The following is a 22,653-nucleotide window of genomic DNA, read 5'->3' as shown; positions in this document are numbered from 1 at the left end:
GATGAGTTTCTTCATATGAGTATTATTTCAGCAATTATACAATTTTACACTTTTTCAGTTTTACACTTTTTCAATTTAACAGTTTTTCAATTTAACAGTTTTTCAATTTAACAGTTTTTCAATTTAACAGTTTTTCAATTTTGCAGTTTTTCAATTTTGCAGTTTTTCAATTTTGCAGTTTTTCAATTATACAATTTTACACTTTTACAGTTTAATAGTTTACCAATTTCACAGTTTACCTCATTCATATCGCAAAGAAACAACTGGATTTCTTCTGGAAACCTGAATGGCTTTGTATATCGTGATTAAAGCTGTAATGGCAAAAGTAAGTATTGCAGAGAATGCAAAAGGCTCCCAGCCTATATTTACCTGATAAGCGAAATTAGCAAACCAAACTTTTAAAAATAAGAAGGCCAATGGCCAAGCCAATAAATTTGACCACAAAATCAGGTATACAAATTCTTTTGCTAATAAAAATATGATATTGGTGTTGGAGGCACCAAGTACTTTCCTAATGCCAATTTCTTTGGTTCGAAGCTCTGTTAAATAGGATGTTAATCCAAATAACCCCAGTGCTGCTATAAAAATTGTTAAAAGGGATAATATTCCAGCGATACTGCTAAACCTATTTTCTGATTCATATTGTGCAATCAAATCATCCTTTAAAAAAGAATATTCAAAAGGCCGGTTAGGAACATATTTATTCCATATTTTTTCAATAGCAACTATGGAAGCATCAATATCTTCATCTTCAAGTCGCACACTGATATAATTTGTCCATGAAACCTGGTAATTGGAAGGAGGGATCATATCGAGTAAAAAGGGTCCTTTTGGCATGTGCAGGGATTGTACATGAAAGTCTTTTACAACACCTATTACTTTTTCATTTTGCCCCTTGCTATGAAATGTTTTTCCAATTGCTTCTTCGTTCGTCCAATCCTGATGCCTTACCATAGACTCATTAATCAGAATAGAATTATACGATTCATATTCATAATCTTCGCTATAATCTCTGCCTGTAACCAATTCAATATCATAAGTTTTAATGAAATCATTTCGCACCATTAAAGCTGGGTAATAAAGCCAGTCTTCATCTTTTTCTTCCGATAACGAATAATCATGTGTGTTGTGGTTAATACCGAGCCTGTAATCGGATGCTGTTACAGAAACTATCCCATTTGTTTGTAAAAGGTCTTGTTTAATGCTATCGAAATAATAAGCTGCAAAAGAATTAGCAGAAGTTATAATAAGAATTTCATCATGATTGAAGCCAAGGTCTTTTTGCTCAACATATTTAACCTGCTTCATGGCAATTAGCGTAATAATTATAATAGCTGCGGAAATTGAAAATTGGAGGATTACCAATATTTTTCGTCCGAATTTGGCCGTTGAGAGTTTGCCGCTTTTGATTCTTAATACTTTAACTGGTTCGAACTTGGATAGGAAAAAGGCAGGATAAAAACCTGCAATAAATCCAGTAAGTATGCAAATAATGAATAATGGAAATACAGAGATAAATCGGTAATGTGTATTCAATTCAATACTCTTATCAGCAAATTCATTGAAAAGGGGTAAAACCAATTCTACTATACTTAAGGACAAGAAAAGCGATATGAAACAAAGAAAAATACTTTCTGTTAGGAATTGGAAAATTAATTGCGATCGTTTTGCTCCTAATACTTTTTTAATCCCGATTTCTTTGGCACGCGCAGCACTAAAAGCTGTGGCCAGATTCATAAAACTGATACAAGCAATAATCAGGATGAATAAAGCTATTCCTGCCAATAATAAAATATTCAGTATACTGCTATTGGGTTCTATTTCATAAGCAAGATCAGATGATAAATGAATATACTTTAAGTTTTGTAGGAAAAAGGATATGTAGTTTTGTTCATCGCCTGAATAATTATCAACTACAATTTGATCTAAAGCATGTTGAAGTTCTTCTTTGGTGAAATTTGGATTTAGTTTCACATAGGTCCAGCATGGATTCCAAATCCAGCTTTTTTGTGGTCTTTTGTAAATACTATCTACAGTTGACATCGATGATAGAAAATCCCAATGAAAATGTGATTGCAAAGGAGGATCTTTTACAACATTGGTTATCCTGAATTTTATTGCATCATCCAGGAGAATGTATTGGCCAATTGGATCAGCACTACCAAAGTACTTTTTAGCCATACTTTCTGTAATAACCATTGTAAATGGATTTGCTAATGCACTATCTGGATTACCTTTGATGAATTCAACCTTGAAAATTTCAAATACATTGGAATCTGCAAAAAACACTCTGTTTTCAAATGCTTTAATGCTATCGTATTGAATAAAGAACTTGGGTATTTGAAAATTGAAAAATCGAACAACTTCATCAATCATTTCAGGATATTCCTTTTCCAGATAAGGAGCAATTGGAAAAGGGACACTGGAAGAAACTTCTCCAACACCCTGATGGTTGACGGAATTACCTATCCGAAAAATGCGATTAAAATCATCATTATGCTTATCGAAGCTTAGTTCGTCATAAATGTAAAGCAAAATAAACATGAAGCCAACCAAACCAAGCGTAAGACTTAAAATATTGATAAAGGAAAAAGTCTTGTTTCGGATAAATGTGCGATAGGCCGTAATGAAATAATTCCTGAACATAATGCTAATTAGTTGTTATTTCCGGGGAATTAAAATTGGTTTCGGATAAGATTCGTCCATCAAATAGCAATATTTTCTTTTGGCTGTACTGGGCAATAAATTCGGAATGAGTGACTATGATCAGGGTAGTGCCTTCCTCATTCAATCGACTCAAAATTTGCATTACTTCTTTGCCATAAGTGGAGTCAAGATTTCCTGTTGGTTCATCTGCAAGTATAAGCTTAGGTTTGCTAATAATTGCTCTTCCAATAGCAACTTTTTGTTGTTGGCCACCTGATAGTTGTTGAGGAAAACTATTGGCTCGATTGATTAATTGAAGTTTCTCCAAAACTTCAGTTACCCTTAGCTTGCGTTCGCTGCTTGCTATTTTTAGATAAATCAGAGGAAGTTCAACATTTTCATAAACTGTTAGCTCATCAATTAAATTGAAACTCTGGAAAACAAAACCAATGTTGTTTTTGCGTAACTCTGCTCTCTTTCGTTCACTAAGTTTATTAATAAGCTGATCATTAAAATAATATGATCCAGCGGTACATGAATCTATCATACCCATGATATTGAGCAAAGTTGATTTGCCACATCCACTTGGCCCCATAATCGAAACAAATTCACCTTGTTTGATTTCCAGGTTAATATTATGCAAAGCCAGTGTTTCAATTTCTAAACTTTTGTATGATTTTGTCAGATCTTGAAATTTTATCATTTTTTTATCTCAGTTTTGATTTGGTATATTTTGTTCAACTATTGCTATATAAATCTTTCAAGTGCTATGCCGATGATATAATTAGCAGAATTACAGTGTTTTAAATAGGGTATTTATGTTATATCAAAGAATCGATGTGTTAAAATATTTTACAAAGTTGTCTAATTATTGGACATTTTATTAACTTGCATAAGATAAATTTAGTTTCTTGAAATAAATAAAAATATCAAATGAACAAGAAAGTAGCAAAAGTACTAATTGTTGACGATGATGAAGATATTCTGATGTCGCTTAAGCTTTTATTAAAGCAGCATTTTGCCGATATAATTACAGAGAAAAACGTGATTCAATTACCAAATCTTCTTGAAAAAGACAATTATGATCTGATATTGCTGGATATGAATTTCAGTGCTGGCCTGAATACCGGCAATGAAGGAATTTATTGGTTAAGAACTATATTGGATAAAGATCCTGCAGCCGTGGTAGTAATGATGACTGCTTATGGGGCTGTTGAATTGGCTGTAAAAGCCATTAAGGAAGGAGCAACTGACTTCGTACTTAAACCATGGGACAATGAGAAAATGCTGGCAACTCTTCATTCTGCATTAAAGTTAAGACAATCCAAATTGGAGATAAATAAGTTAAAAGGGAAACAACAGCAACTCAAAAAGGATAGTGATAAAAAATACACCAACTTCATTGGAGAGTCAGAAAAAATGATGGACGTTTTCAAAACTATATCAAAGGTGGCTAAAACCGAAGCGAATGTATTTATTATAGGTGAAAATGGAACAGGAAAAGAGTTAGTTGCCCGTGAGCTTCATCGTCAATCCAAACGACAGGATGAAGTGTTCATTTCTGTCGACATGTCTTCCATTAGTGAAAGCTTGTTTGAAAGCGAATTGTTTGGCTCCATGAAAGGCTCTTTTACCGATTCGAAAGAAGACAGGGCTGGACGATTTGAAGTAGCCAGTGGTGGAACTTTGTTTTTGGATGAGATTGGAAATTTATCCCTGGCCATGCAGGCAAAAATATTAACTGTGCTCCAGAATCGTGAAATATTTCGAATTGGATCATCCAAAGCAATTCCAATAGACATTCGGCTGATTTCAGCTACCAATAAGAATTTACACGATATGGTAAGCGAGGGAACTTTCAGAGAGGATTTATTATATCGTTTGAATACAATTCAAATTGGACTGCCACCTTTGAGAGACAGAACCGAAGATATACCTTTACTTGCTGATCATTTTCTAGCTCGATATGCTAAGAAGTACGAAAAGCAAAATCTTAAAATTAATAAATCTGCTTTGGATCACTTAAAAAGTTATCGATGGCCGGGTAATATCCGTGAACTTGAACATGCTATTGAAAAAGCTGTAATTCTTTCGGAATTGGATGTACTTAAAGCAGATGATTTCCTTTTTCATCCTTCGAAACGAAACGAAATGGATGATATCCAATCCCTGAACATTGAGGAAATGGAAAAGGTATTGATAAAAAAAGCATTGCTAAAGCTAAGAGGTAACATGAGTCATGTTGCTAAGGAATTGGGTGTTTCCAGGGCTACATTATATAATAAGATTGACCGTTATGGCATATAAACGATTTTTCATTTTAATCATTTTGCGAATAGCAATTATTGTGGCAATTGCCGTTTTTGCAACTTTATTGTTTATGAACAAACAATATATAACTGTGTGTGTTTTGCTGATTGTTTTGATCGGTATCATTATTAGTCTGATACAATATATCAATCGAACCAATTACAGCCTCAATCGATTTTTCGAATCAATCAAGAATAAAGATTTGACACAATCGTTTAATGAAAATGAAAAAGATGTTTTGATCCGGCATTTGCATAAAAGTTTCAATCAAATTATTGAGGTGTACAAAGAAGCACGTATTGAAAAAGAAAGCCAACATAATTTTTTAAAAACGCTTGTTGAACATTTAGGAGTAGGGCTTATTTCGTTTGATGAAAAAGGAGAGGTAGACATATTTAATAAAGCCGCACAGAATATTTTAAATATGCCATATTTACCTAACATTTCATTGTTAGACCGTATTGATAGTTCACTGTCAGGCATTGTTCGTAATATTCAAAATTCCGAGACCAGATTGGTGAAAATCCAACAACAAAATGAGCTAAAACAATTATCGATTCGAGCCACTGAAATGAAAATGGAAAACAATCTGGTTAAATTGGTTTCCATTCAGGATATTAAAAGTGAATTGGATGCACAAGAGCTGGGAGCATGGCAAAAACTAATCAGAGTACTCACACATGAAATTATGAATTCGATTTCACCAATTACCTCATTGAGTTCTACGATCAGTCAAATGTTGGAAACAGAAAAGCAGCAAACGAAAAATAAAGTTATAAATCCAGAAGTTGTTGATGATGTGCTTACAGGATTGAAAACGATCAGTAAAAGGAGCAAGGGGCTGATTAGTTTTGTGGATACTTACAGAAACCTGACTCGGATTCCTACTCCGGTTATCGAAGTATTACCTGTTAATCAGTTACTTGATAATGTACACCGGCTAATGAAAAAGGAATTAGCCGAACAAAAAATTAAATGCATGTGTACCGTCAATCCAGAGAGTTTGCAACTGAAAGCAGATGAAAAACTATTGGAACAAGTTATTATTAATTTGGTAAAGAATTCGATACAGGCTTTGGATAGTATTGCCGATGGAGTTGTTGATATCAGGGCATTTATGCATAAGAGTGGTCAGACTTTAATTCAGGTACGAGACAATGGAATTGGAATGAATGCAGATATTATTGACGAAATATATACACCATTTTTTACAACGCGTGAAAAAGGAAGTGGCATTGGATTAAGCATTTCGCGCCAAATTATGCAATTGCATGGAGGCAGTATATCTGTTATTTCAGCGCCTGGGGAGGGGACTGTGTTTACTTTGTCTTTTTAATGGCAAAAAAAAAGCCCTTTCGGGCTTTCACTTACTTTGCTGCTTCAAATTCATATCGGGTTATTGTTCCCGAATTATCAATTTCAAGAATGATAGATGAATTCTTGAGTTGAATAATGTTGTAATAGTCGGTATAATCATCATTAAGATAATATACTTCAATGATTTCTTTGTCTGCACTAAAACTCCAAATCGCTGGATTTACATTAGCTTGACCATTGTAACTTCTTGTAAAACTTTCGTCCTTGTTAAAGGACCAAACTACAACATCTGATACAGTTTGGCTGTTTTGCAGAACGATTTGCCAATCGCCCGTTATGCGGGAAACTTTTGACATTAATGATAAACTGGGTCCTTCGTCATACTTCCCGCAACTGCTTAAGCCAACTACAATAAATAAAAGAATTGAAACTTGTAATAAATACTTTTTCATTTGTTTGATTTTTGCCTTTCGTAAAGCATTCGAAAATAGTAGAATTGAATGAATTTTCGGTTCGAAAAATTTTAATTATTATTAACAATTTGGGTTTTTAGTATTCATAAAAATCCTAATCGGTCAAATGAATTACTCGACAGTGAATTAGCCACATATTGACTATGTTCCAAATAAGAATAATTAAACTCCAAGCCTCACCAATACTTGGCTTGCATATTTTATCTTTGTTGTTCAAAAAAATAGCATTTCATGTATTCAATTAGTGGATTAAGTGTGTCATTTAGTGGGATTGAAATATTCAATAATATTTCTTTTTTGATAAATGCCAGAGATAGAATAGGGTTAGTAGGAAAAAATGGTGTAGGTAAATCAACACTTTTAACCATTATGGCTGGACTTCAACAAGCAGAAAAAGGTTCTTTTAGTTATCCTCAGGAGAAATATGTATCCTATTTGCCGCAAGAACTTCGCAATAAATCGCACAAAAGTGTATACGATGAAACAAGTACAGCTTTTAATGAGCTTATTGAACTCAAAGAAGAAATTGATAAACTAAATAGTGAAATAGAAAATTTTGAGGATTTTGAATCTGACCGTTATTATAATTTATTAGATAGGCTGAATGAGAAAACTGAACGTTTGAGCTTTTTGGATGATGAGAAGAATGATGGGCTGATTGAGAAAATATTGAAAGGACTTGGTTTTAGAGAAACTGATTTTCATCGCAATATGTCTGAGTTTAGTGGAGGCTGGCAAATGCGTGTTGAATTAGCCAAGATATTATTGCGCAAACCTGATTTACTTTTACTTGACGAACCAACCAACCATTTAGATATAGAGTCCATTTTGTGGATGGAGAATTTCCTGAAGAATTACTCTGGAGCTATTGTAATGGTTTCTCACGACAGGATGTTTCTGGACAATATCTGCAACAAAACCGTTGAGCTAATTAATGGTAAAATATACGATTACAATTTGCCGTATAGCAAGTTTCTTGAAGTAAGAGACGAGCGTCTGAAGTCGCAATATGCTACCGCACTTAACCAACAGAAATACATCGAACAGCAAGAACGTTTTATTGAACGATTTAGGGCAAAAAATACAAAAGCTAAACAAGTAAAGTCCAAAATAAAGCGACTGGATAAAATCGAAAGAATAGAATATGACGAAGTCGATAAAAGTCAGATCAGCTTTAGGTTTCCACCTGCTCCACGCTCAGGTACTATCGTTTTAGAAGCTGAAGGATGTTCAAAAAAATATGATCAAAACGTAATTCTAAAAAATCTGGAATTTGTTATTGAAAGGGGGGAGCGGATAGCTTTTGTAGGAAAGAATGGAGAGGGAAAAACAACACTTGTTAAAATGATTATCAATGAAATTGCTTTTGATGGAACATTAAAAAGTGGGCATCAGGTTGAAGTGGGTTATTATGCTCAGGTTCAGGAAAAAAGCATGGACGATAACTTAAGTGTTTTGCAAACCATTGAAGATGTGGCTACTGGTGAATGGTCAAATATATCAAGAGTTCGTGGATTATTAGGTGCATTTCTATTTGATGAAAACGATGTGGATAAGAAAGTAAGAGTACTTTCTGGAGGTGAGAAATCGCGTCTTGCTTTAGCCAAACTATTACTCAAACCTGTGAACCTATTAATACTGGATGAACCAACTAACCATTTGGATATTCAAGCGAAAGAAGTATTGAAACAAGCCTTATTGCAATACGATGGAACCTTGATATTGGTATCGCATGATCGGGATTTTTTACAAGGATTAACCACACGTACATTTGAGTTTAAGAATAAAAAAATAAAGGAGCATTTGGGCAATGTTTCAGAGTTTTTAAGCAAACACAGTGTGCAAACTTTTAGGGAATTTGAATCAAATAAAAACACAAAGAGTTCGAAAAACACAAAATTAAGTAATCTCGATTCGGGAAATAAGGAACAGTACGAGCAAAAGAAAGAGTATGAAAAGCAAGTGCGAAAATTGAAAAATGCTGTTTCAAAAGCAGAAGCTGAAATTGCAGCCATTGATAGAAGGATAGCCGAACTCGACCTGATTATGCAAAAACCAGAATTTTATGATGATTATGCTGAGTCATCGAAGGTGATGCAGAACTATACCAAAATCAACAGCGATTTACTTACAAAATTCGAGGAATGGGAAAATAAAAATGCTGCATTAGAAAAATTACAAGCCGACTCTCCTCTTTAAATGATTCAATGCTTGATTAAGCTGACTGACTGAGTTTTTAGCTTCCAGATCGAATGAGCTTAAGTTTTTAACATCTTTATTGCCGGCTGATTTGTAGGTGTAGCTAATGCATGAACCTGAACTACAATTGATACGAACTTTTTTTCCAACAATTGAAAAACTGACTTTGGCTAAATCAAATGAATAAATTGCTGCTCCATTTTTATCAAAAAAATTCTCAGTGTAGGTGACCTGCGTTTTCAATGATCGCATACTAGACGTGTTTCCTGTTGGCTTAATGTTTTTACTAATCCAGGAAAGTGTTTGCGTTTTATCAAATGACTCAGAAAAGTCTTGAGAATAAATAAAAAGAGGCATCAACAATGCAAAAACGATAAAATACTTTTTCATTTTAATGTGTTTTTGCTTGTAAAATTAAGAATTCATTAATACATAGTAATAATGAATTTGAAATTAACTCTTAATCCAACTTATTATCTTATCATCATTTGGCTTAACATTCGAAGGATACATTTCAATTAATTGACCTTTTTCATCAATTAAATATTTTTGAAAATTCCATTTTACTTTGGAATCCATTTTGCCGTTTTTGTTTTTTCCCGTTAGCCATTTATACACAGCATGCTGGTCGCTGCCTTTTACAGATACTTTCGACATCATCTGAAAAGTTACTCCATAGTTTACTTGACAAAATGATTTAATTTGTTCTTCATTTCCGGGCTCTTGTCGTGCAAAATCATTTGAAGGAAATCCCAGAATAACAAAGTTCTCTCCTCCATACTTTTTATGTATCTCCTGCAGCTGCTCGTATTGAGGAGTAAAGCCACATTTTGAAGCTGTATTGACAATTAAAACCTTCTTTCCTTTTAAGGTAGAAAAATCAAATTCTTGATTATCAATTGTTTTTGCTTTTAGTGAATAGAATGATACAGAATTTTGAGCACTTAGTACGCTAGCCATGCTGATAATAATTAAGGTATATATTAACTTTTTCATTAAAATTTATTTTGAATAGTTCTAAACAATAATCATGCATAAGTGGATTGAATGAATCAAATGTGTTGATTTTCAGTGCTTTAGGTGTAAATGCTCTTTAGGGAATAATGTTAGCAAATTAGCTATAAGTTGATGCTTGATATTGCATCAAAGAGCAATAGGTTCAGGTAAATTAGATAATTCTAATTAGTAGATAGAAGAATAGCAAGATGGCTAGTTCAAAAATTGAAATAGCTATTTCTTAAACAATCATTTAATCAATACAGCACAAATTGCAATTAGAAATAATGAAATTAGTTAAGTATGTTTTTCATCAAGAATTTAATCTTATTATAGGCAAACTCATTTTTTCTGACATAATTGAATGCTCCAAATTTCAATGAGTCAAATACGATATTCATGTCTTCCTGACTGGAACAAAGAATCACTTTGATATCTTTGTTGTACTCTTTAATACTTTTTAGTGTTTGAATTCCATTTATTCCTTTCATTTCATAGTCGAGGATAATAACTTCAGGTTTTTTATCAAGATTCTTTATACATTCCTCGCCAGATTCAAATGTCATAACATTGTCAAAGTTCTCTGCTTTAAGATTATGTGAGATCATTTTATGATACATTGGATCATCGTCAACAATAAATATCAGTGGTCTCTTTTCTGGACTCATTATGTAAAATACTTTTCCGGTTCGCTACTTCTTTTTCCATTTTTATGCCATGCGAGAAAAAGTTATTAAGTTTTAGATTATGAGTTGCTTAGATATATTTGCCCTAAACCGAACTTCTTTATATAAGATAGCTTTTCCCAATACTGGAAATAATGTTTGCCTATTTGATTCAATTATTCTAAAATTAAGAAAATTTTCGTAATTTGGAATTCGTTTCAATTCTAGCATATCCAACTTAATTCAATTAATTAATGGATCCTTTTAAAATTTTTATCGTAGAAGATGACACCATGTACGGTGAATTGCTGGCTTTTAATTTGTCATTAAATCCAGATTACGAAGTCGAGCGTTTTTCTACAGGGGCTGAATGTGTGAATGCACTCTATAAAGCACCATCTGCAATCTCTTTAGATTATTCTCTTCCTGATATGACTGGTTTAGAAGTAATCGAAAAAATTAAAAAATACAATGCGGAGATTCCGGTTGTTATCGTTTCCGGTCAGGAAGATGTTTCAACTGCTGTCGATCTTCTAAAAAAAGGTGCATACGATTACATCGTTAAAGATGAAGACACCAAAGACCGATTGTGGAATACCATGAAAAATATTCGTGAAAACGTCAGTCTGAAAAAAGAAATATCTGAATTAAAGGAAGAGATTGGAAAAAAATATGAGTTCAATACCATAATTAAAGGTAAAAGTAATGTCATCTGGCAGTCATTTAAATTAATGGATAAGGCTGCAAAAACAAATATCACGGTTTCGGTAACTGGAGAAACAGGTACAGGAAAAGAGTTGGTAGCCAAAGCAATCCATTATAATTCACCTCGGGGAAAAAGACCTTTTATAGCCATTAATGTTTCGGCCATTCCTAATGAACTTATTGAAAGTGAGTTGTTTGGACACGAAAAAGGATCATTTACCGGTGCAGCAGCTCGCAGGATTGGTAAATTTGAAGAAGCAGCAAAGGGAACCATTTTTTTGGATGAAATTGCAGAAATGGATTTAAACATGCAAACAAAATTATTGCGTGTTATTCAAGAGAAGGAATTAACCAGAGTTGGAGGAAATCAGATTATTAAAACGGATGTCAGAGTAATTGTAGCAACACATAAAAATCTGGCAGAGGAGGTGAAGAAGGGTAATTTTAGGGAAGATTTATATTATCGTTTGTTAGGTCTGCCAATTGAATTACCACCACTTAGGGATAGAGGAAATGATATATTAATTTTGGCAAAGTTTTTTGTCGATGAGTTTTGCAAAGAGAACAAGTTGGAAAAACTGACCATTTCGGTTGAGGCACAGGAGAAATTGACAAAATATGTCTATCCCGGTAATGTTCGCGAATTGAAAGCTATTGTTGAATTGGCGTCTGTTATGTCTAATACAAGCATTATTGAAGCTGAAGATATTTCTTTTAATTCTACCCGATCAATGACTGATTTTCTGCTCGATGAAAATACACTGAGAGGATATACGCAGAAGATAATATTACATTATTTGGAGAAGTATGACAATAACATTTTAATGGTAGCAAAGAAGCTGGATATTGGGAAATCAACGATTTATCGGATGATTAAGACTGGTGAAATTAAAATGAAGTAATTTTAAACTATTTGTTATGGAAGAGAATATTAAGCTATATAACCTCGAGAATCTTATTAGTATGATTGGTGCTGATAAAGTTGCATTGCAAGAGTTTGTTAAATTGTTTTTAGAAACTTCGGCAGAAACAATGGATGAACTGAATTCATCTTTTGATAGTAAGGATTATGGGCAAGTTGGTGCCATGGCTCATAAGTTAAAATCCTCAATCGATTTAATGGGTATTGAATCATTAAAAACTGATATTAGAACCATTGAGCGAATCGGGAAGGATCAAGATGACATTGAATCATTGAACGATTTGATTCCTAAATTGTCCTCTACACTTAAGCAAGTATACATACAAATGGAACACGAACTTGATTAATTCTCTTTAATACGAATGAATACTTCACTTTTTTGTAGAAGTTGTAATCGAAAATATGGTTCAGCTAGTTTGCTTTGGCGATGTGATTGTGGTGGGTTATTAGATGTTGATTTTGTAGCTGAATTTCCTCTTGAAAAAATAAAAAAAAGTAGTCCCTCACTTTGGCGTTATGAAAGTGCCATACCTGTTTCAAGTAAGTATAAAATAAGTTTTGGTGAAGGATATACTCCTTTGGAACAAAACGAATTATTTGGAATTAAATTCCATATCAAACATGATTATTTATTTCCTACAGCCTCGTTCAAGGATAGAGGAGCCAGTGTTTTGATTTCTAAGCTGAACGAACTTGGCGTTTCCAGTATTATTGAAGATTCATCAGGAAATGCAGCGAGCTCAATAGCTGCCTATGCAGCAAAATCAGCCATTGCATGCAAAATATTTGTTCCAGAAAAAACCTCCAAAGAAAAAATCAGGCAAATTGAAAGCTATGGAGCAGATTTAGAATTAGTAAAAGGTAGCAGGCAAGAAGTTGCTGATTATACACTTTGTAAAGCTGAAAGTATATATTATGCCAGTCATAGTTGGAACCCTTATTTTTTTCAGGGAGTTAAAACCATTGCCTACGAGATTGTGGAACAGCTTAATTGGGTAGCACCCGATACAGTGATTTTACCTCTAGGAAATGGAACCTTACTCATTGGAGCTTATATTGGGTTTAATGATTTATTAATTGCTGGTTTGATTGACAAAATGCCCAAATTATTAGCTGTACAAGCTGAAAAATGTGCTCCCATTTATCATTATTTGAAGAAATCGACTTTTCCCAAAATGGCAAAAACAATTGCTGCAGGAATTGCTGTTGAAAAGCCTGTCCGGTTTGAACAAATAATTGAAGCAATTCTTAAAACAGAAGGAGATATTTTTAAAGTTAGTGAGGAAGATATAAAGCATGCGTTGAAGTTCATACAAAGAAAGGGGTATTATATAGAGCCTACTTCAGCGGTGGTTGTGGCTGCTATCTCCCAAATTCAAAAAAGCAATTTATTGGGACAAAACAATGTGTTGGTATTTACGGGTCATGGATTAAAATATTCAGGCTAAGCAAGAGACTTAATTATTTTTCTATTTTTGCTCAAAAATCAAAATATGCTTAAACGCCTTATTCCAATTCTTTTCATCCTCATTCTCAATTTTAATTCCTTTGCTCAAACAAAGGACAAGAAATCTTCTTTTGGAATTCAATTTCACGGTTTTGTAAACTGGCAAGCTTTTTATGATACCCGTCAAATGGTAGAGGCACGTGAAGGGATGTTTACGCTCTATCCTAAAAATGCAGATTATGACCATAATTTAGTGGATATGAATTCAGCATCCAGTTTCCAAATGTTAGCCATGACTACCCGATTATCTGCTAATATATCAGGACCTGATGTTTTTAAAGCGAAGTCATCTGCCTTAATTGAAGGAGACTTTACGGGTGTGAGCAATGGCGATAACAATGGTTTTCGATTAAGGCATGCATATATGAAATTGAATTGGGAAAATGATGAACTATTGATTGGTCATTATTGGCATCCGCTTGATGTAGTGGAAGTGAAAGTGGGTACGATTGCCTTAAATTCCGGTGCACCAATGAGATCTTTTTCTCGGTTTAATCAAATTTCGTATACAAGAAAAATTGGCCTTTTATCCCTTTTAGTATTTGCAGGTTCTGAAAGAGATTATGCATCCATTGGTCCGCTTGGTGTTTCCAATTCCTATCAACGAAATGCACTTATACCAAATGTTCATTTTCAGATGAAATTTGATCTTGAAAACTTCAAAGCAGGAGTGGGATTTGATCAAAAAATTCTACGTCCCAGATTGGAAACAGAAATGGGGTTTCAGACCAAGGAATTATTATATTCTCAGGCATTTGTAGCTTATGGGCAATATGTTTATAATGATTATGCTTTTAAAGTACAATATATTGAAGGTGGAAACCTGACTGATCATTTAATGTTAGGTGGTTATGGTGAGTTTCTGGAAGACACCATGACTGGATTTTCAAGCTATCATAATATTAGTCAAGCCTCTATTTGGGGTGTAATCGAAAAAACAAAAGGAAGCTTTCGACCAGGAGTATTCTTGGGTTATGCTAAAAATCGGGGCTCCGATCATATCATTAACAGCCATGTTTATAGCAGAGGATCAGATATAGATTATGTTTATAGAATAGGACCTCGCTTATCTTATTGGAGTGGAAAATTAATGGTATCTGCAGAAATTGAATATACTGTTGTTGCTTATGGTACCACCGATCAATACATGCAGGTTGCAAATTCCATCGAATATGCTAACCTCCGAACACTGATTGCCGCATTTTATTTCTTTTAGAAATAATACATCCAATTTAAAGCAAGTTTGCCAGCTGTTGTTACTTGATCAATTGATGATCCTGTTGAATTAAGAATTGAAATATCAGTATTGATTATTGCTGATCCTAGTATTTCCAAATACAAATCTGAATGATTCAGAAAATGTATTGTGTTTTTTGCTACGTAACCATAGGGGATAAGTAGGCTAAATCCAAGGTCTACAGATAGGTATGGAACTAATTTTTCATTGGTTAACATATCTTCACGATACAACTCAGTGAATGCAAAATTATAATGAGAAGCGAAATCCAAACACAATCTGAGGTTGTCAAAATATTTGTCGCTTTTATATCGATTATCACCCAATAGCAACCATTTCATTTTAATTCCGGGTGAAATCCGATTAAACTTAACTGTACGCAAATTTGTTTCAGGCAAACTTTTACCAAAGGTGTAGTTTACATTCCCACTGATATGAAATTTATACTGATTGAATAATCCAACTCCAAAAGAGAAACTTTCAGCACGTATTTCTAATTGTGAATATAAAACCTCATAAGCTGGTGCCAATGAAATAAAATACTGCTTATTATTTTGTGCTTGTATATGTATGGAAAGTATGTTTAATAATAAGCTGATCAAGATAATCAATACTAATTTTCTCATGAAATTTCATTTACTAATTCCAGAAACAATAATGCTCTGTTTGTATAAAATAGATTACATAAAATGTGAAGAGGTTACCCCAAAAACTTAAATTTTTTTAATGTTTTTGTAAGCTTTTATTAATCTGCAAAATTGAATAATTTGACGATTTAAGCCTGCTCCAGATAAAAACCAAAACTACTTCCTCTTCCTTCTTCACTCTGTACACTAACTTTACCACCTTGCTTTTCAATAATTCGTTTGACTATTGAAAGTCCTAAACCATGTCCTTTAATAATATTCTTTTCAGCCAGTTCAGTAGCATTAAAAATAACCGCAACTTGCTCGCTGGTCAATCCATTGCCATTGTCTTTTATCCAGTAATTAATCCATTTATCTTCTTTATTGAAGCCAAATTCAATTTCTGGTGGGTTTCCTCCATATTTGATGGCATTACTTATCAGGTTGAACCATACTTCCTCTATCCAAGCTGCATGCCCCAGTGACAAGGGGAAATTATCAGCCATTTTTATTGAAATATCTACATCACTAGTCAAATAATGCAAACGTTTTAAGGCTTCATCGATAACCGATTTCATTTCAATTGGAAGCAGATTGACCTCTATTTTATCGATACTGGCAAAAAGAAGTAATTCATTAATAATATTACTCAGTTTTCTCCCTGATTGAGCTACTTCTAGTAATAAATCTTTTTGTTTTTCTTGCGGAATATGATCGTATTGTTCTGCCAATAACTCACTTAAACTCACAACACCAACTAACGTATTGTTTATGTCATGTGCAACGGTTTTTGCAAATGCTTGTAATTCATTATTTGCATCGCGTAATTCATTCTCTAATTTTTTTCGAAATCGGAGATCATTTATAAAAGATATGCCCAATTTGCCTTCTTTGGTTTTTAAATAGCTAATGCTAACTTCAACCGGAATAACTTCCTGATCTTTCTTTTTAGCAAATAAATCAAGACCAATTCCCATGGGTCTGTTTTCAGGATTTTTGAAAAAACGATCAATATGAGATTGGTGTGTATGGATAATGTTGTCCTGAATTAATATATTCAATAATTGCCCTGCTAACTCAGCTTTTTCATATCCAAACAAATCTTCTACACGTTTATTGGTATGAACAATTTCATTGTTTTCATTAATAATTATAATTCCTACTTCGATGTTGTCAAGAAATCTAGCCAGATTAATATCATCTAAGCTTATATTTGTCAAGAAATCAATTTGTCGTGAAATGGCTTTCATTGGTAAGGTATAATTGAGCTATAAAATTATAAAAAAAATGCAATTGTCTTGTTACAAATTATCAAGATAGTTTTAATTATTTAAGACCAGACATTATTTCAAATCATTATATGTTTTTCTTTAAATGTATCGATTCTAGGCTGTTTTTCGCTGTGAATTAATTAACAAAAAACTTTGTTATCTGATTTATTTAATGATACTTTTGCCTCACTAATTAATATGGAATATGAGTATTAAACCAAAATATATCGAACATATTGGAATTGCTGTTCGCAATCTGGAAGAATCGATTGCTTACTATGAAAATGTTTTTGGATTAAGTTGTTATGCTATTGAAGAAGTTGCTGATCAGAAAGTTAAAACTGCCTTTTTTAAAGTTGGTCAGACAAAAATTGAACTCCTCGAATCTACCGATCCCAACGGGCCAATTGGTAAATTCATTGAGAAAAAAGGCGAAGGTGTACATCATTTAGCCTTTGCTGTTGATGATATTGAGGAAAAATTAACAGAACTTGATCAAAAAGGAATTCAATTAATAGATCAGGAGCCTAGAAATGGGGCAGAGGGTTTGTCAATTGCTTTCTTACATCCAAAATCAACACATGGCGTTTTAACAGAAATATGTGAAGATAAACAGAACAAATAGTTTATCATGAGTATGCAACTAAAGATCAATGAATTGATGGCTCTTCGCGAAACAGCCCGATTGGGTGGTGGCGAAAAGCGCATTGAAGCACAGCATAAAAAAGGAAAATATACTGCTCGTGAGCGTTTAGACATGTTGTTGGACGATGGTAGTTTTGAGGAGTTCGACATGTTCGTATCACATCGCTGTATAGATTTTGGCCTTGACGAGCAACACTTTCTATCAGATGGTGTTGTTACAGGTTATGGAACAATTGATGGGCGACTTGTATATGTTTTTTCACAGGATTTTACTGTTTTTGGTGGTTCACTATCGGAAATGTTCGCAGCAAAAATTTGCAAGATAATGGATAAGGCTCTCAAAGTGGGAGCACCAGTAATCGGGATTAATGATAGTGGAGGAGCACGTATTCAGGAAGGAGTAAAAAGTTTAGGTGGTTATGCTGAAATTTTTCAACGTAATATACTCGCTTCAGGTGTGATTCCTCAAATATCAGCCATTTTTGGTCCTTGTGCCGGTGGTGCAGTTTATTCTCCTGCTCTCACAGATTTTAATATCATGAGCAAGGATACGAGCTATATGTTTGTTACAGGCCCAAAAGTAGTAAAAACGGTTACAGGTGAAGATGTTACTACAGAAGAGCTAGGTGGTGCAAGTGTTCATTCTACTCGTTCTGGAGTGGCTCATTTTGTTGCAGAAGATGAGGAAGAAGGCCTCATGTTGATTCGCAAGCTAATCAGTTATTTCCCACAGAATAACATGGAAGATCCTCCATTAGCATTTTCAGATGATCCTATCGATAGAGTTGATGATAACTTGAATGAGATATTACCAGAAAACACCAATAAACCATATGATGTCAAAGAAATAATTGAGTCGATTGTTGATTATCATGAATATTTAGAGGTACAACGAAACTATGCACCGAATATAGTTACTGCATTTGCACGTTTCAATGGCATGTCTGTTGGTATTGTGGCTAATCAACCAGATTACCTGGCTGGAGTTTTGGATATTAATGCTTCCCGAAAGGCAGCTCGTTTCGTTCGTTATTGTGACGCTTTCAATATTCCACTTGTTACTTTGGTTGATGTTCCCGGATTTTTACCTGGTACTGCTCAAGAGTATGGAGGTATTATTATTCATGGTGCAAAGCTTTTGTTTGCTTATGGAGAAGCAACAGTTCCTAAAGTAACTGTCATTTTAAGGAAAGCCTATGGAGGCGCTTATGATGTGATGAGCAGTAAACATTTGAGAGGAGATATAAATTATGCATGGCCGGGATCAGAAATAGCCGTTATGGGTCCGAAAGGAGCTATTGAGGTCTTATTAAGCCGCGAATTATCATCTATCGAAGATGAAAAGAAAAAGAAGGAGATCTTAAAAGAGAAAGAAGCTGAATACAAAGATAAGTTTGCCAATCCCTATGTAGCTGCCAAGTTTGGCTATATTGATGATGTTATCGAACCACGAAATACTCGTTTTCGTATCATTCGGGCACTGCAATCTTTATCAACCAAAAAAGACGTGAATCCGCCTAAGAAACATTCTAATATACCTTTATAAATCAATATGCTTGTCCTGAATTTACTATTATCGACAGCCACTTTGATAGGTGCAAAAAGTGGAAGAAATTCTGCTCAAGAGTTTTATGAGCAAGATCCTACGGGTATTGGTATGGCTATTATTGCAATGAGCGTTGTTTTTATGTCGCTTGTTCTTCTTTTTTTAGTGGTTAATGCCCTGACCATGTTGATGAATAAGGATCTCCAAGTCAGAAGGAAAAGGAAATCAAAAGGTTCTATTGAAACAAAAAATGAAGAAGATATTTCTGGAGAGGTGAATGCAGCTATTGCTTTGGCTATTCATATGTACCGCAAACAAATTCATGATATTGAGAGTTTTAAACTTACAATTGATCGTGTTTCAAGAATATATTCACCCTGGAGTTCTAAATTGTATGGTATGTCTCAAACACCATTAAAAAAATCGAGATGAAAAAGTTTAAGTATATTATTAATGGGAATGAATACGAGGTTAATATCAAGGATATTGAAGATAATATAGTAGATGTTGAAGTGAACGGAACCCATTATTCTGTTGAAGTCGATAAAGATATAAAACCGACCAAAACGCCTAAATTGGTTCGTAAATCAGCTATTCCGACAACAGATACACCCAGACTTTCTCCGGAAAAAACGGTTCCCATTCAAACATCTGGAGAGGGATACCAAATACTTTCGCCCTTACCGGGTGTGGTTCTTGAGCTTGATGTAAAAGTCGGTGACATGGTAACAGAAGGTCAAAGACTGATGATGCTCGAAGCGATGAAAATGGAAAACAATATAGACTCTGACCGAGCAGGAAAAATAATTTCAATAAAAGTAGGCAAAGGCGATTCCGTTATGCAAGGTGATCTCCTGTTTGTTATAGCTTAAGGATTATGGAAAATACAAGCTTCATTGGTTTTTTATTAGAAAATCTGGAAAGATTTTTCCAATATACTGCTTTTGCAAACATGAGCTGGGGCAATTTAATCATGATAGTAGTGGGTTTGGTTTTTATAACCTTGGCCATCACAAAAGAATTTGAACCCTTGCTTTTAATTCCGATTGGATTTGGAATGATAGTCGGTAATATTGCCTTTTGGGGTGCAGAATTTACTGATATAAGCGATCCAAACAACATGAAATTGGGTGTTTATCAGGAGGGTAGTGTAATGAATTACCTATACTTTGGGGTAATAAAAGGTATTTATCCTCCCTTAATATTCCTTGGCTTGGGTGCCATGACTGATTTTTCCGCTTTACTGTCTAAACCTCGTTTGTTATTAATCGGAGCTGCAGCTCAATTAGGGATATTTGGTGCCTATGCCATTGCATTGGCTTTGGGATTTTCTCCAGAGCAAGCTGGTGCGATTGCCATTATTGGTGGAGCGGATGGACCTACAGCCATTTTCCTATCATCCAAACTGGCTCCTGAATTAATGGGTGCAATTGCTGTATCAGCCTATTCTTACATGGCTTTGGTACCGGTTATTCAGCCACCTATTATGCGAATGCTAACCAACAAAAAAGAACGTGTAATTCGAATGAAGCCACCTCGTGTTGTTTCTAAAACAGAAAAAATTATTTTTCCAATTGCCGGATTATTATTGACAACCTTCATTGTCCCTGCTGGTTTACCATTGCTGGGTATGTTATTTTTTGGGAATTTGTTGAAAGAATCAGGTGTAACCAAACGTCTGGCTCAAACGGCAAGTGGGGCATTGGTTGATATTGTGACCATACTTTTGGGACTTACTGTAGGAGCATCTACACAAGCGTCCACTTTTTTAACCACTAAGTCGATTGGAATTTTTGTCATTGGAGCATTTTCATTTATGGTTGCCACCACTGGAGGTGTTTTATTTGTAAAATTCATGAATCTTTTTCTCAAAGAGGGAAATAAAATCAATCCTTTAATTGGTAATGCTGGAGTTTCTGCTGTGCCAGATAGTGCTCGTGTCTCTCAGGTTCTTGGTTTACAATACGATAAAACCAATCATTTGCTGATGCATGCTATGGCTCCAAATGTAGCTGGTGTAGTCGGAAGTGCTGTAGCCGCAGGTATTTTGCTCAGTTTCTTGTATTAGGAATAGATGGTTGATAGTATTTTTCGATGACCTCCATAATCTCTGAATTCACACAGGTAAATGCCTTGCCATACACCTAAAGCTAATTGATAATTCTGTATGGGTATTGTGAGGGAGCAACCAATCAAACTGGATTTTATATGTGCTGGCATATCATCCGAACCTTCTTGCGTGTGCGTATAAAAAGATTCATTTTCTTTCACTAAAGCATTGATTGAATTCTCTAAATCTATTGGCACACTTGGATCTGCATTTTCGTTTATTGTAATTCCTGCAGAAGTATGTTTAATGAAAAGATTTAGCAAACCTTTTTCAGGTAATGCTGGGAGCTGCTTTTTAATGGTTTGAGTGATCAAATTAAAACCTCTTGGGTACGCATCTAAAACTATTTCCTTCTGCTCAATCATATTGTTTTCATTTGTAATGAAATTTAGCACTTTTAGCTGATTATCTTTGAATTGTTCAAAAGATATGGAAAGAAAGCTTCAACAAGACATAATGAATTGGTATAAGGAAAATGCCAGAGAACTGCCTTGGAGAAAAACAAAGGATCCTTATGTGATTTGGCTTTCGGAAATTATCATGCAACAAACTCGAATAGAACAAGGAACTCCTTATTTCAATAAGTTTGTTTCTAGTTTCCCAACAGTATTTGGTTTGGCCAAAGCCTCTGAAGATCAAGTTTTGAAACACTGGCAGGGCTTGGGCTATTATTCAAGAGCCAGAAACATGCATCATGCTGCAAAAACCATAGTTGAAAAGTGGAATGGTCATTTTCCTTCAAATTACGATGATTTAATATCGCTGAAAGGAATTGGAGATTATACAGCTAGTGCACTCCTTTCTTTTTGTCATCATCAGCCCTATGCGGTTTTGGATGGGAATGTTTTCCGGTTATTATCCCGATTATTTGGTATTGAAGAGCCGATCAACAGTACAATAGGAAAAAAAATATTCAAGAAAAAAGCAAATGAATTTCTTGATCAATCAAATCCTGGAGATTTCAATCAGGCACTAATGGATTTTGGGGCTATGGTTTGTAAGCCAAACAATCCTGCATGCACATCTTGCCCGTTACAATTTGATTGTGTGGCAAAGAGAGAGCAAAGTCAGGCGAGTCTACCCACGAAATTGAAGGCAAAAGATCTGAAAAAGCGCTATTTGCACTACTTTGTCTTCAAGCAAAATGGTTCTTTATTTATAAAAAAAAGAAACACAAAAGGAATTTGGTTTAAACTGTATGAACTTCCTTTACTCGAAAAAATGGATGAAGGGAAGCTGTCTTTGATTGAAGTAAGGAAAAATTTCTCTTGTGATTTAGAAAAACTCAAACTCATTTCATCAGTCAAGCACCTGTTATCTCATCAGGAATTATACATTTCATTTTATGAGATCGATAGGGGAGAATGCATGGTGGAAGAAGCTTATTTGGAAATAGCCGTTTCCGAAATACAAGCTTATCCTTTTCCAAAACCTATCATAGAATTCCTTGACTTTTATTACTAAATTTGTTAAAATTC

At 34.3% G+C, this 22,653-nt stretch carries 22 protein-coding genes; 13 read left to right on the top strand and 9 right to left on the bottom strand.

The features are described 5' to 3' along the window. Window positions 1-240 precede the first annotated feature (240 nt). Complete coding sequence (locus HOG71_08915; GenBank protein MBT5990965.1) at window positions 241-2,646, bottom strand: FtsX-like permease family protein; 2,406 nt, start codon at window positions 2,644-2,646, stop codon at window positions 241-243. A 4-nt stretch (window positions 2,647-2,650) separates the two neighbouring features. Beyond that, window positions 2,651-3,349: an ABC transporter ATP-binding protein gene (locus HOG71_08910; protein MBT5990964.1), complete on the bottom strand. Its 699-nt coding sequence runs from the start codon at window positions 3,347-3,349 to the stop codon at window positions 2,651-2,653. Window positions 3,350-3,579: 230 nt separating this feature from the next. Here HOG71_08910 and HOG71_08905 point away from each other — a divergent pair, with 230 nt between their 5' ends. Next, window positions 3,580-4,953: a sigma-54-dependent Fis family transcriptional regulator gene (locus tag HOG71_08905; protein MBT5990963.1), complete on the top strand. Its 1,374-nt coding sequence runs from the start codon at window positions 3,580-3,582 to the stop codon at window positions 4,951-4,953. Then, the gene (locus HOG71_08900; GenBank protein MBT5990962.1) at window positions 4,943-6,292 is read left to right on the top strand and encodes an ATP-binding protein; all 1,350 of its coding nucleotides are present in this window, start codon (window positions 4,943-4,945) and stop codon (window positions 6,290-6,292) included. Before HOG71_08905 ends, HOG71_08900 begins: the two co-directional genes overlap by 11 nt. 31 nt (window positions 6,293-6,323) lie before the next feature. On the opposite strand, the gene HOG71_08895 is transcribed toward HOG71_08900, so the two are convergent. Next, the gene (locus tag HOG71_08895; GenBank protein ID MBT5990961.1) at window positions 6,324-6,725 is read right to left on the bottom strand and encodes a hypothetical protein; all 402 of its coding nucleotides are present in this window, start codon (window positions 6,723-6,725) and stop codon (window positions 6,324-6,326) included. Window positions 6,726-6,977: 252 nt separating this feature from the next. On the opposite strand from HOG71_08895, the gene HOG71_08890 reads away from it, so the two are divergent. Beyond that, window positions 6,978-8,945: an ABC-F family ATP-binding cassette domain-containing protein gene (locus tag HOG71_08890; GenBank protein ID MBT5990960.1), complete on the top strand. Its 1,968-nt coding sequence runs from the start codon at window positions 6,978-6,980 to the stop codon at window positions 8,943-8,945. On the opposite strand, the gene HOG71_08885 is transcribed toward HOG71_08890, so the two are convergent. The 3 genes from HOG71_08885 to HOG71_08875 all read right to left on the bottom strand — a co-directional run bounded on the left by HOG71_08885 (window position 8,922) and on the right by HOG71_08875 (window position 10,609). After that, window positions 8,922-9,335, bottom strand: coding sequence for a hypothetical protein (locus HOG71_08885; protein MBT5990959.1), 414 nt, complete (start codon window positions 9,333-9,335; stop codon window positions 8,922-8,924). The genes HOG71_08890 and HOG71_08885 overlap by 24 nt on opposite strands. A 63-nt stretch (window positions 9,336-9,398) precedes the next feature. Next, complete coding sequence (locus HOG71_08880) at window positions 9,399-9,941, bottom strand: glutathione peroxidase (GenBank protein MBT5990958.1); 543 nt, start codon at window positions 9,939-9,941, stop codon at window positions 9,399-9,401. Window positions 9,942-10,234: 293 nt separating this feature from the next. Next, entirely contained in the window at window positions 10,235-10,609 is a 375-nt protein-coding gene (locus HOG71_08875) for a response regulator (GenBank protein ID MBT5990957.1), read from the bottom strand. 251 nt (window positions 10,610-10,860) lie between these two features. On the opposite strand from HOG71_08875, the gene HOG71_08870 reads away from it, so the two are divergent. Genes HOG71_08870 through HOG71_08855 form a run of 4 tightly spaced genes read left to right on the top strand, consistent with a single transcriptional unit; the run spans window position 10,861 to window position 14,956 of the window. Beyond that, window positions 10,861-12,213, top strand: a complete 1,353-nt coding sequence (locus HOG71_08870) for a sigma-54-dependent Fis family transcriptional regulator (GenBank protein ID MBT5990956.1) — start codon at window positions 10,861-10,863, stop codon at window positions 12,211-12,213. Between the two features lie 16 nt (window positions 12,214-12,229). Beyond that, entirely contained in the window at window positions 12,230-12,580 is a 351-nt protein-coding gene (locus tag HOG71_08865; protein MBT5990955.1) for a hypothetical protein, read from the top strand. 15 nt (window positions 12,581-12,595) lie between these two features. Beyond that, window positions 12,596-13,681 carry a threonine synthase gene (locus tag HOG71_08860; protein MBT5990954.1) on the top strand — a complete coding sequence of 362 codons (1,086 nt, stop codon included), beginning with the start codon at window positions 12,596-12,598 and terminating at the stop codon, window positions 13,679-13,681. A gap of 45 nt (window positions 13,682-13,726) precedes the next feature. After that, window positions 13,727-14,956, top strand: coding sequence for a hypothetical protein (locus tag HOG71_08855; GenBank protein MBT5990953.1), 1,230 nt, complete (start codon window positions 13,727-13,729; stop codon window positions 14,954-14,956). Here HOG71_08855 and HOG71_08850 read toward each other — a convergent pair. Next, entirely contained in the window at window positions 14,953-15,603 is a 651-nt protein-coding gene (locus HOG71_08850; GenBank protein MBT5990952.1) for a hypothetical protein, read from the bottom strand. The genes HOG71_08855 and HOG71_08850 overlap by 4 nt on opposite strands. A gap of 149 nt (window positions 15,604-15,752) precedes the next feature. After that, complete coding sequence (locus HOG71_08845) at window positions 15,753-16,853, bottom strand: PAS domain S-box protein (protein ID MBT5990951.1); 1,101 nt, start codon at window positions 16,851-16,853, stop codon at window positions 15,753-15,755. A gap of 232 nt (window positions 16,854-17,085) precedes the next feature. Here HOG71_08845 and mce point away from each other — a divergent pair, with 232 nt between their 5' ends. The 5 genes from mce to HOG71_08820 are packed head-to-tail and all read left to right on the top strand — an operon-like array spanning window position 17,086 to window position 21,133. Beyond that, entirely contained in the window at window positions 17,086-17,499 is a 414-nt protein-coding gene (gene mce, locus HOG71_08840) for a methylmalonyl-CoA epimerase (protein MBT5990950.1), read from the top strand. Between the two features lie 6 nt (window positions 17,500-17,505). Beyond that, a complete protein-coding gene (locus HOG71_08835) occupies window positions 17,506-19,065 on the top strand; it encodes an acyl-CoA carboxylase subunit beta (protein MBT5990949.1) in 1,560 nt (519 codons plus the stop codon). Window positions 19,066-19,071: 6 nt separating this feature from the next. Further along, complete coding sequence (locus tag HOG71_08830; GenBank protein ID MBT5990948.1) at window positions 19,072-19,497, top strand: OadG family protein; 426 nt, start codon at window positions 19,072-19,074, stop codon at window positions 19,495-19,497. Further along, entirely contained in the window at window positions 19,494-19,937 is a 444-nt protein-coding gene (locus tag HOG71_08825; GenBank protein MBT5990947.1) for an acetyl-CoA carboxylase biotin carboxyl carrier protein subunit, read from the top strand. The genes HOG71_08830 and HOG71_08825 overlap by 4 nt, the downstream gene beginning before the upstream one ends. A 5-nt stretch (window positions 19,938-19,942) precedes the next feature. Continuing rightward, window positions 19,943-21,133, top strand: a complete 1,191-nt coding sequence (locus HOG71_08820; GenBank protein MBT5990946.1) for a sodium ion-translocating decarboxylase subunit beta — start codon at window positions 19,943-19,945, stop codon at window positions 21,131-21,133. On the opposite strand, the gene HOG71_08815 is transcribed toward HOG71_08820, so the two are convergent. Further along, window positions 21,130-21,540, bottom strand: coding sequence for a YjbQ family protein (locus HOG71_08815; protein MBT5990945.1), 411 nt, complete (start codon window positions 21,538-21,540; stop codon window positions 21,130-21,132). The two genes, HOG71_08820 and HOG71_08815, sit on opposite strands and share 4 nt — an antisense overlap. A gap of 64 nt (window positions 21,541-21,604) precedes the next feature. Here HOG71_08815 and mutY point away from each other — a divergent pair, with 64 nt between their 5' ends. Further along, the gene (mutY, locus tag HOG71_08810) at window positions 21,605-22,639 is read left to right on the top strand and encodes an A/G-specific adenine glycosylase (GenBank protein MBT5990944.1); all 1,035 of its coding nucleotides are present in this window, start codon (window positions 21,605-21,607) and stop codon (window positions 22,637-22,639) included. Window positions 22,640-22,653 lie beyond the last annotated feature (14 nt).

Source organism: Bacteroidota bacterium, assembly GCA_018698135.1.
Lineage (GTDB): Bacteria > Bacteroidota > Bacteroidia > CAILMK01 > JAAYUY01 > JABINZ01.
The sequence above is the reverse complement of the archived record's forward strand: the minus strand, read 5'-3'. Positions and strand labels throughout refer to the sequence as shown.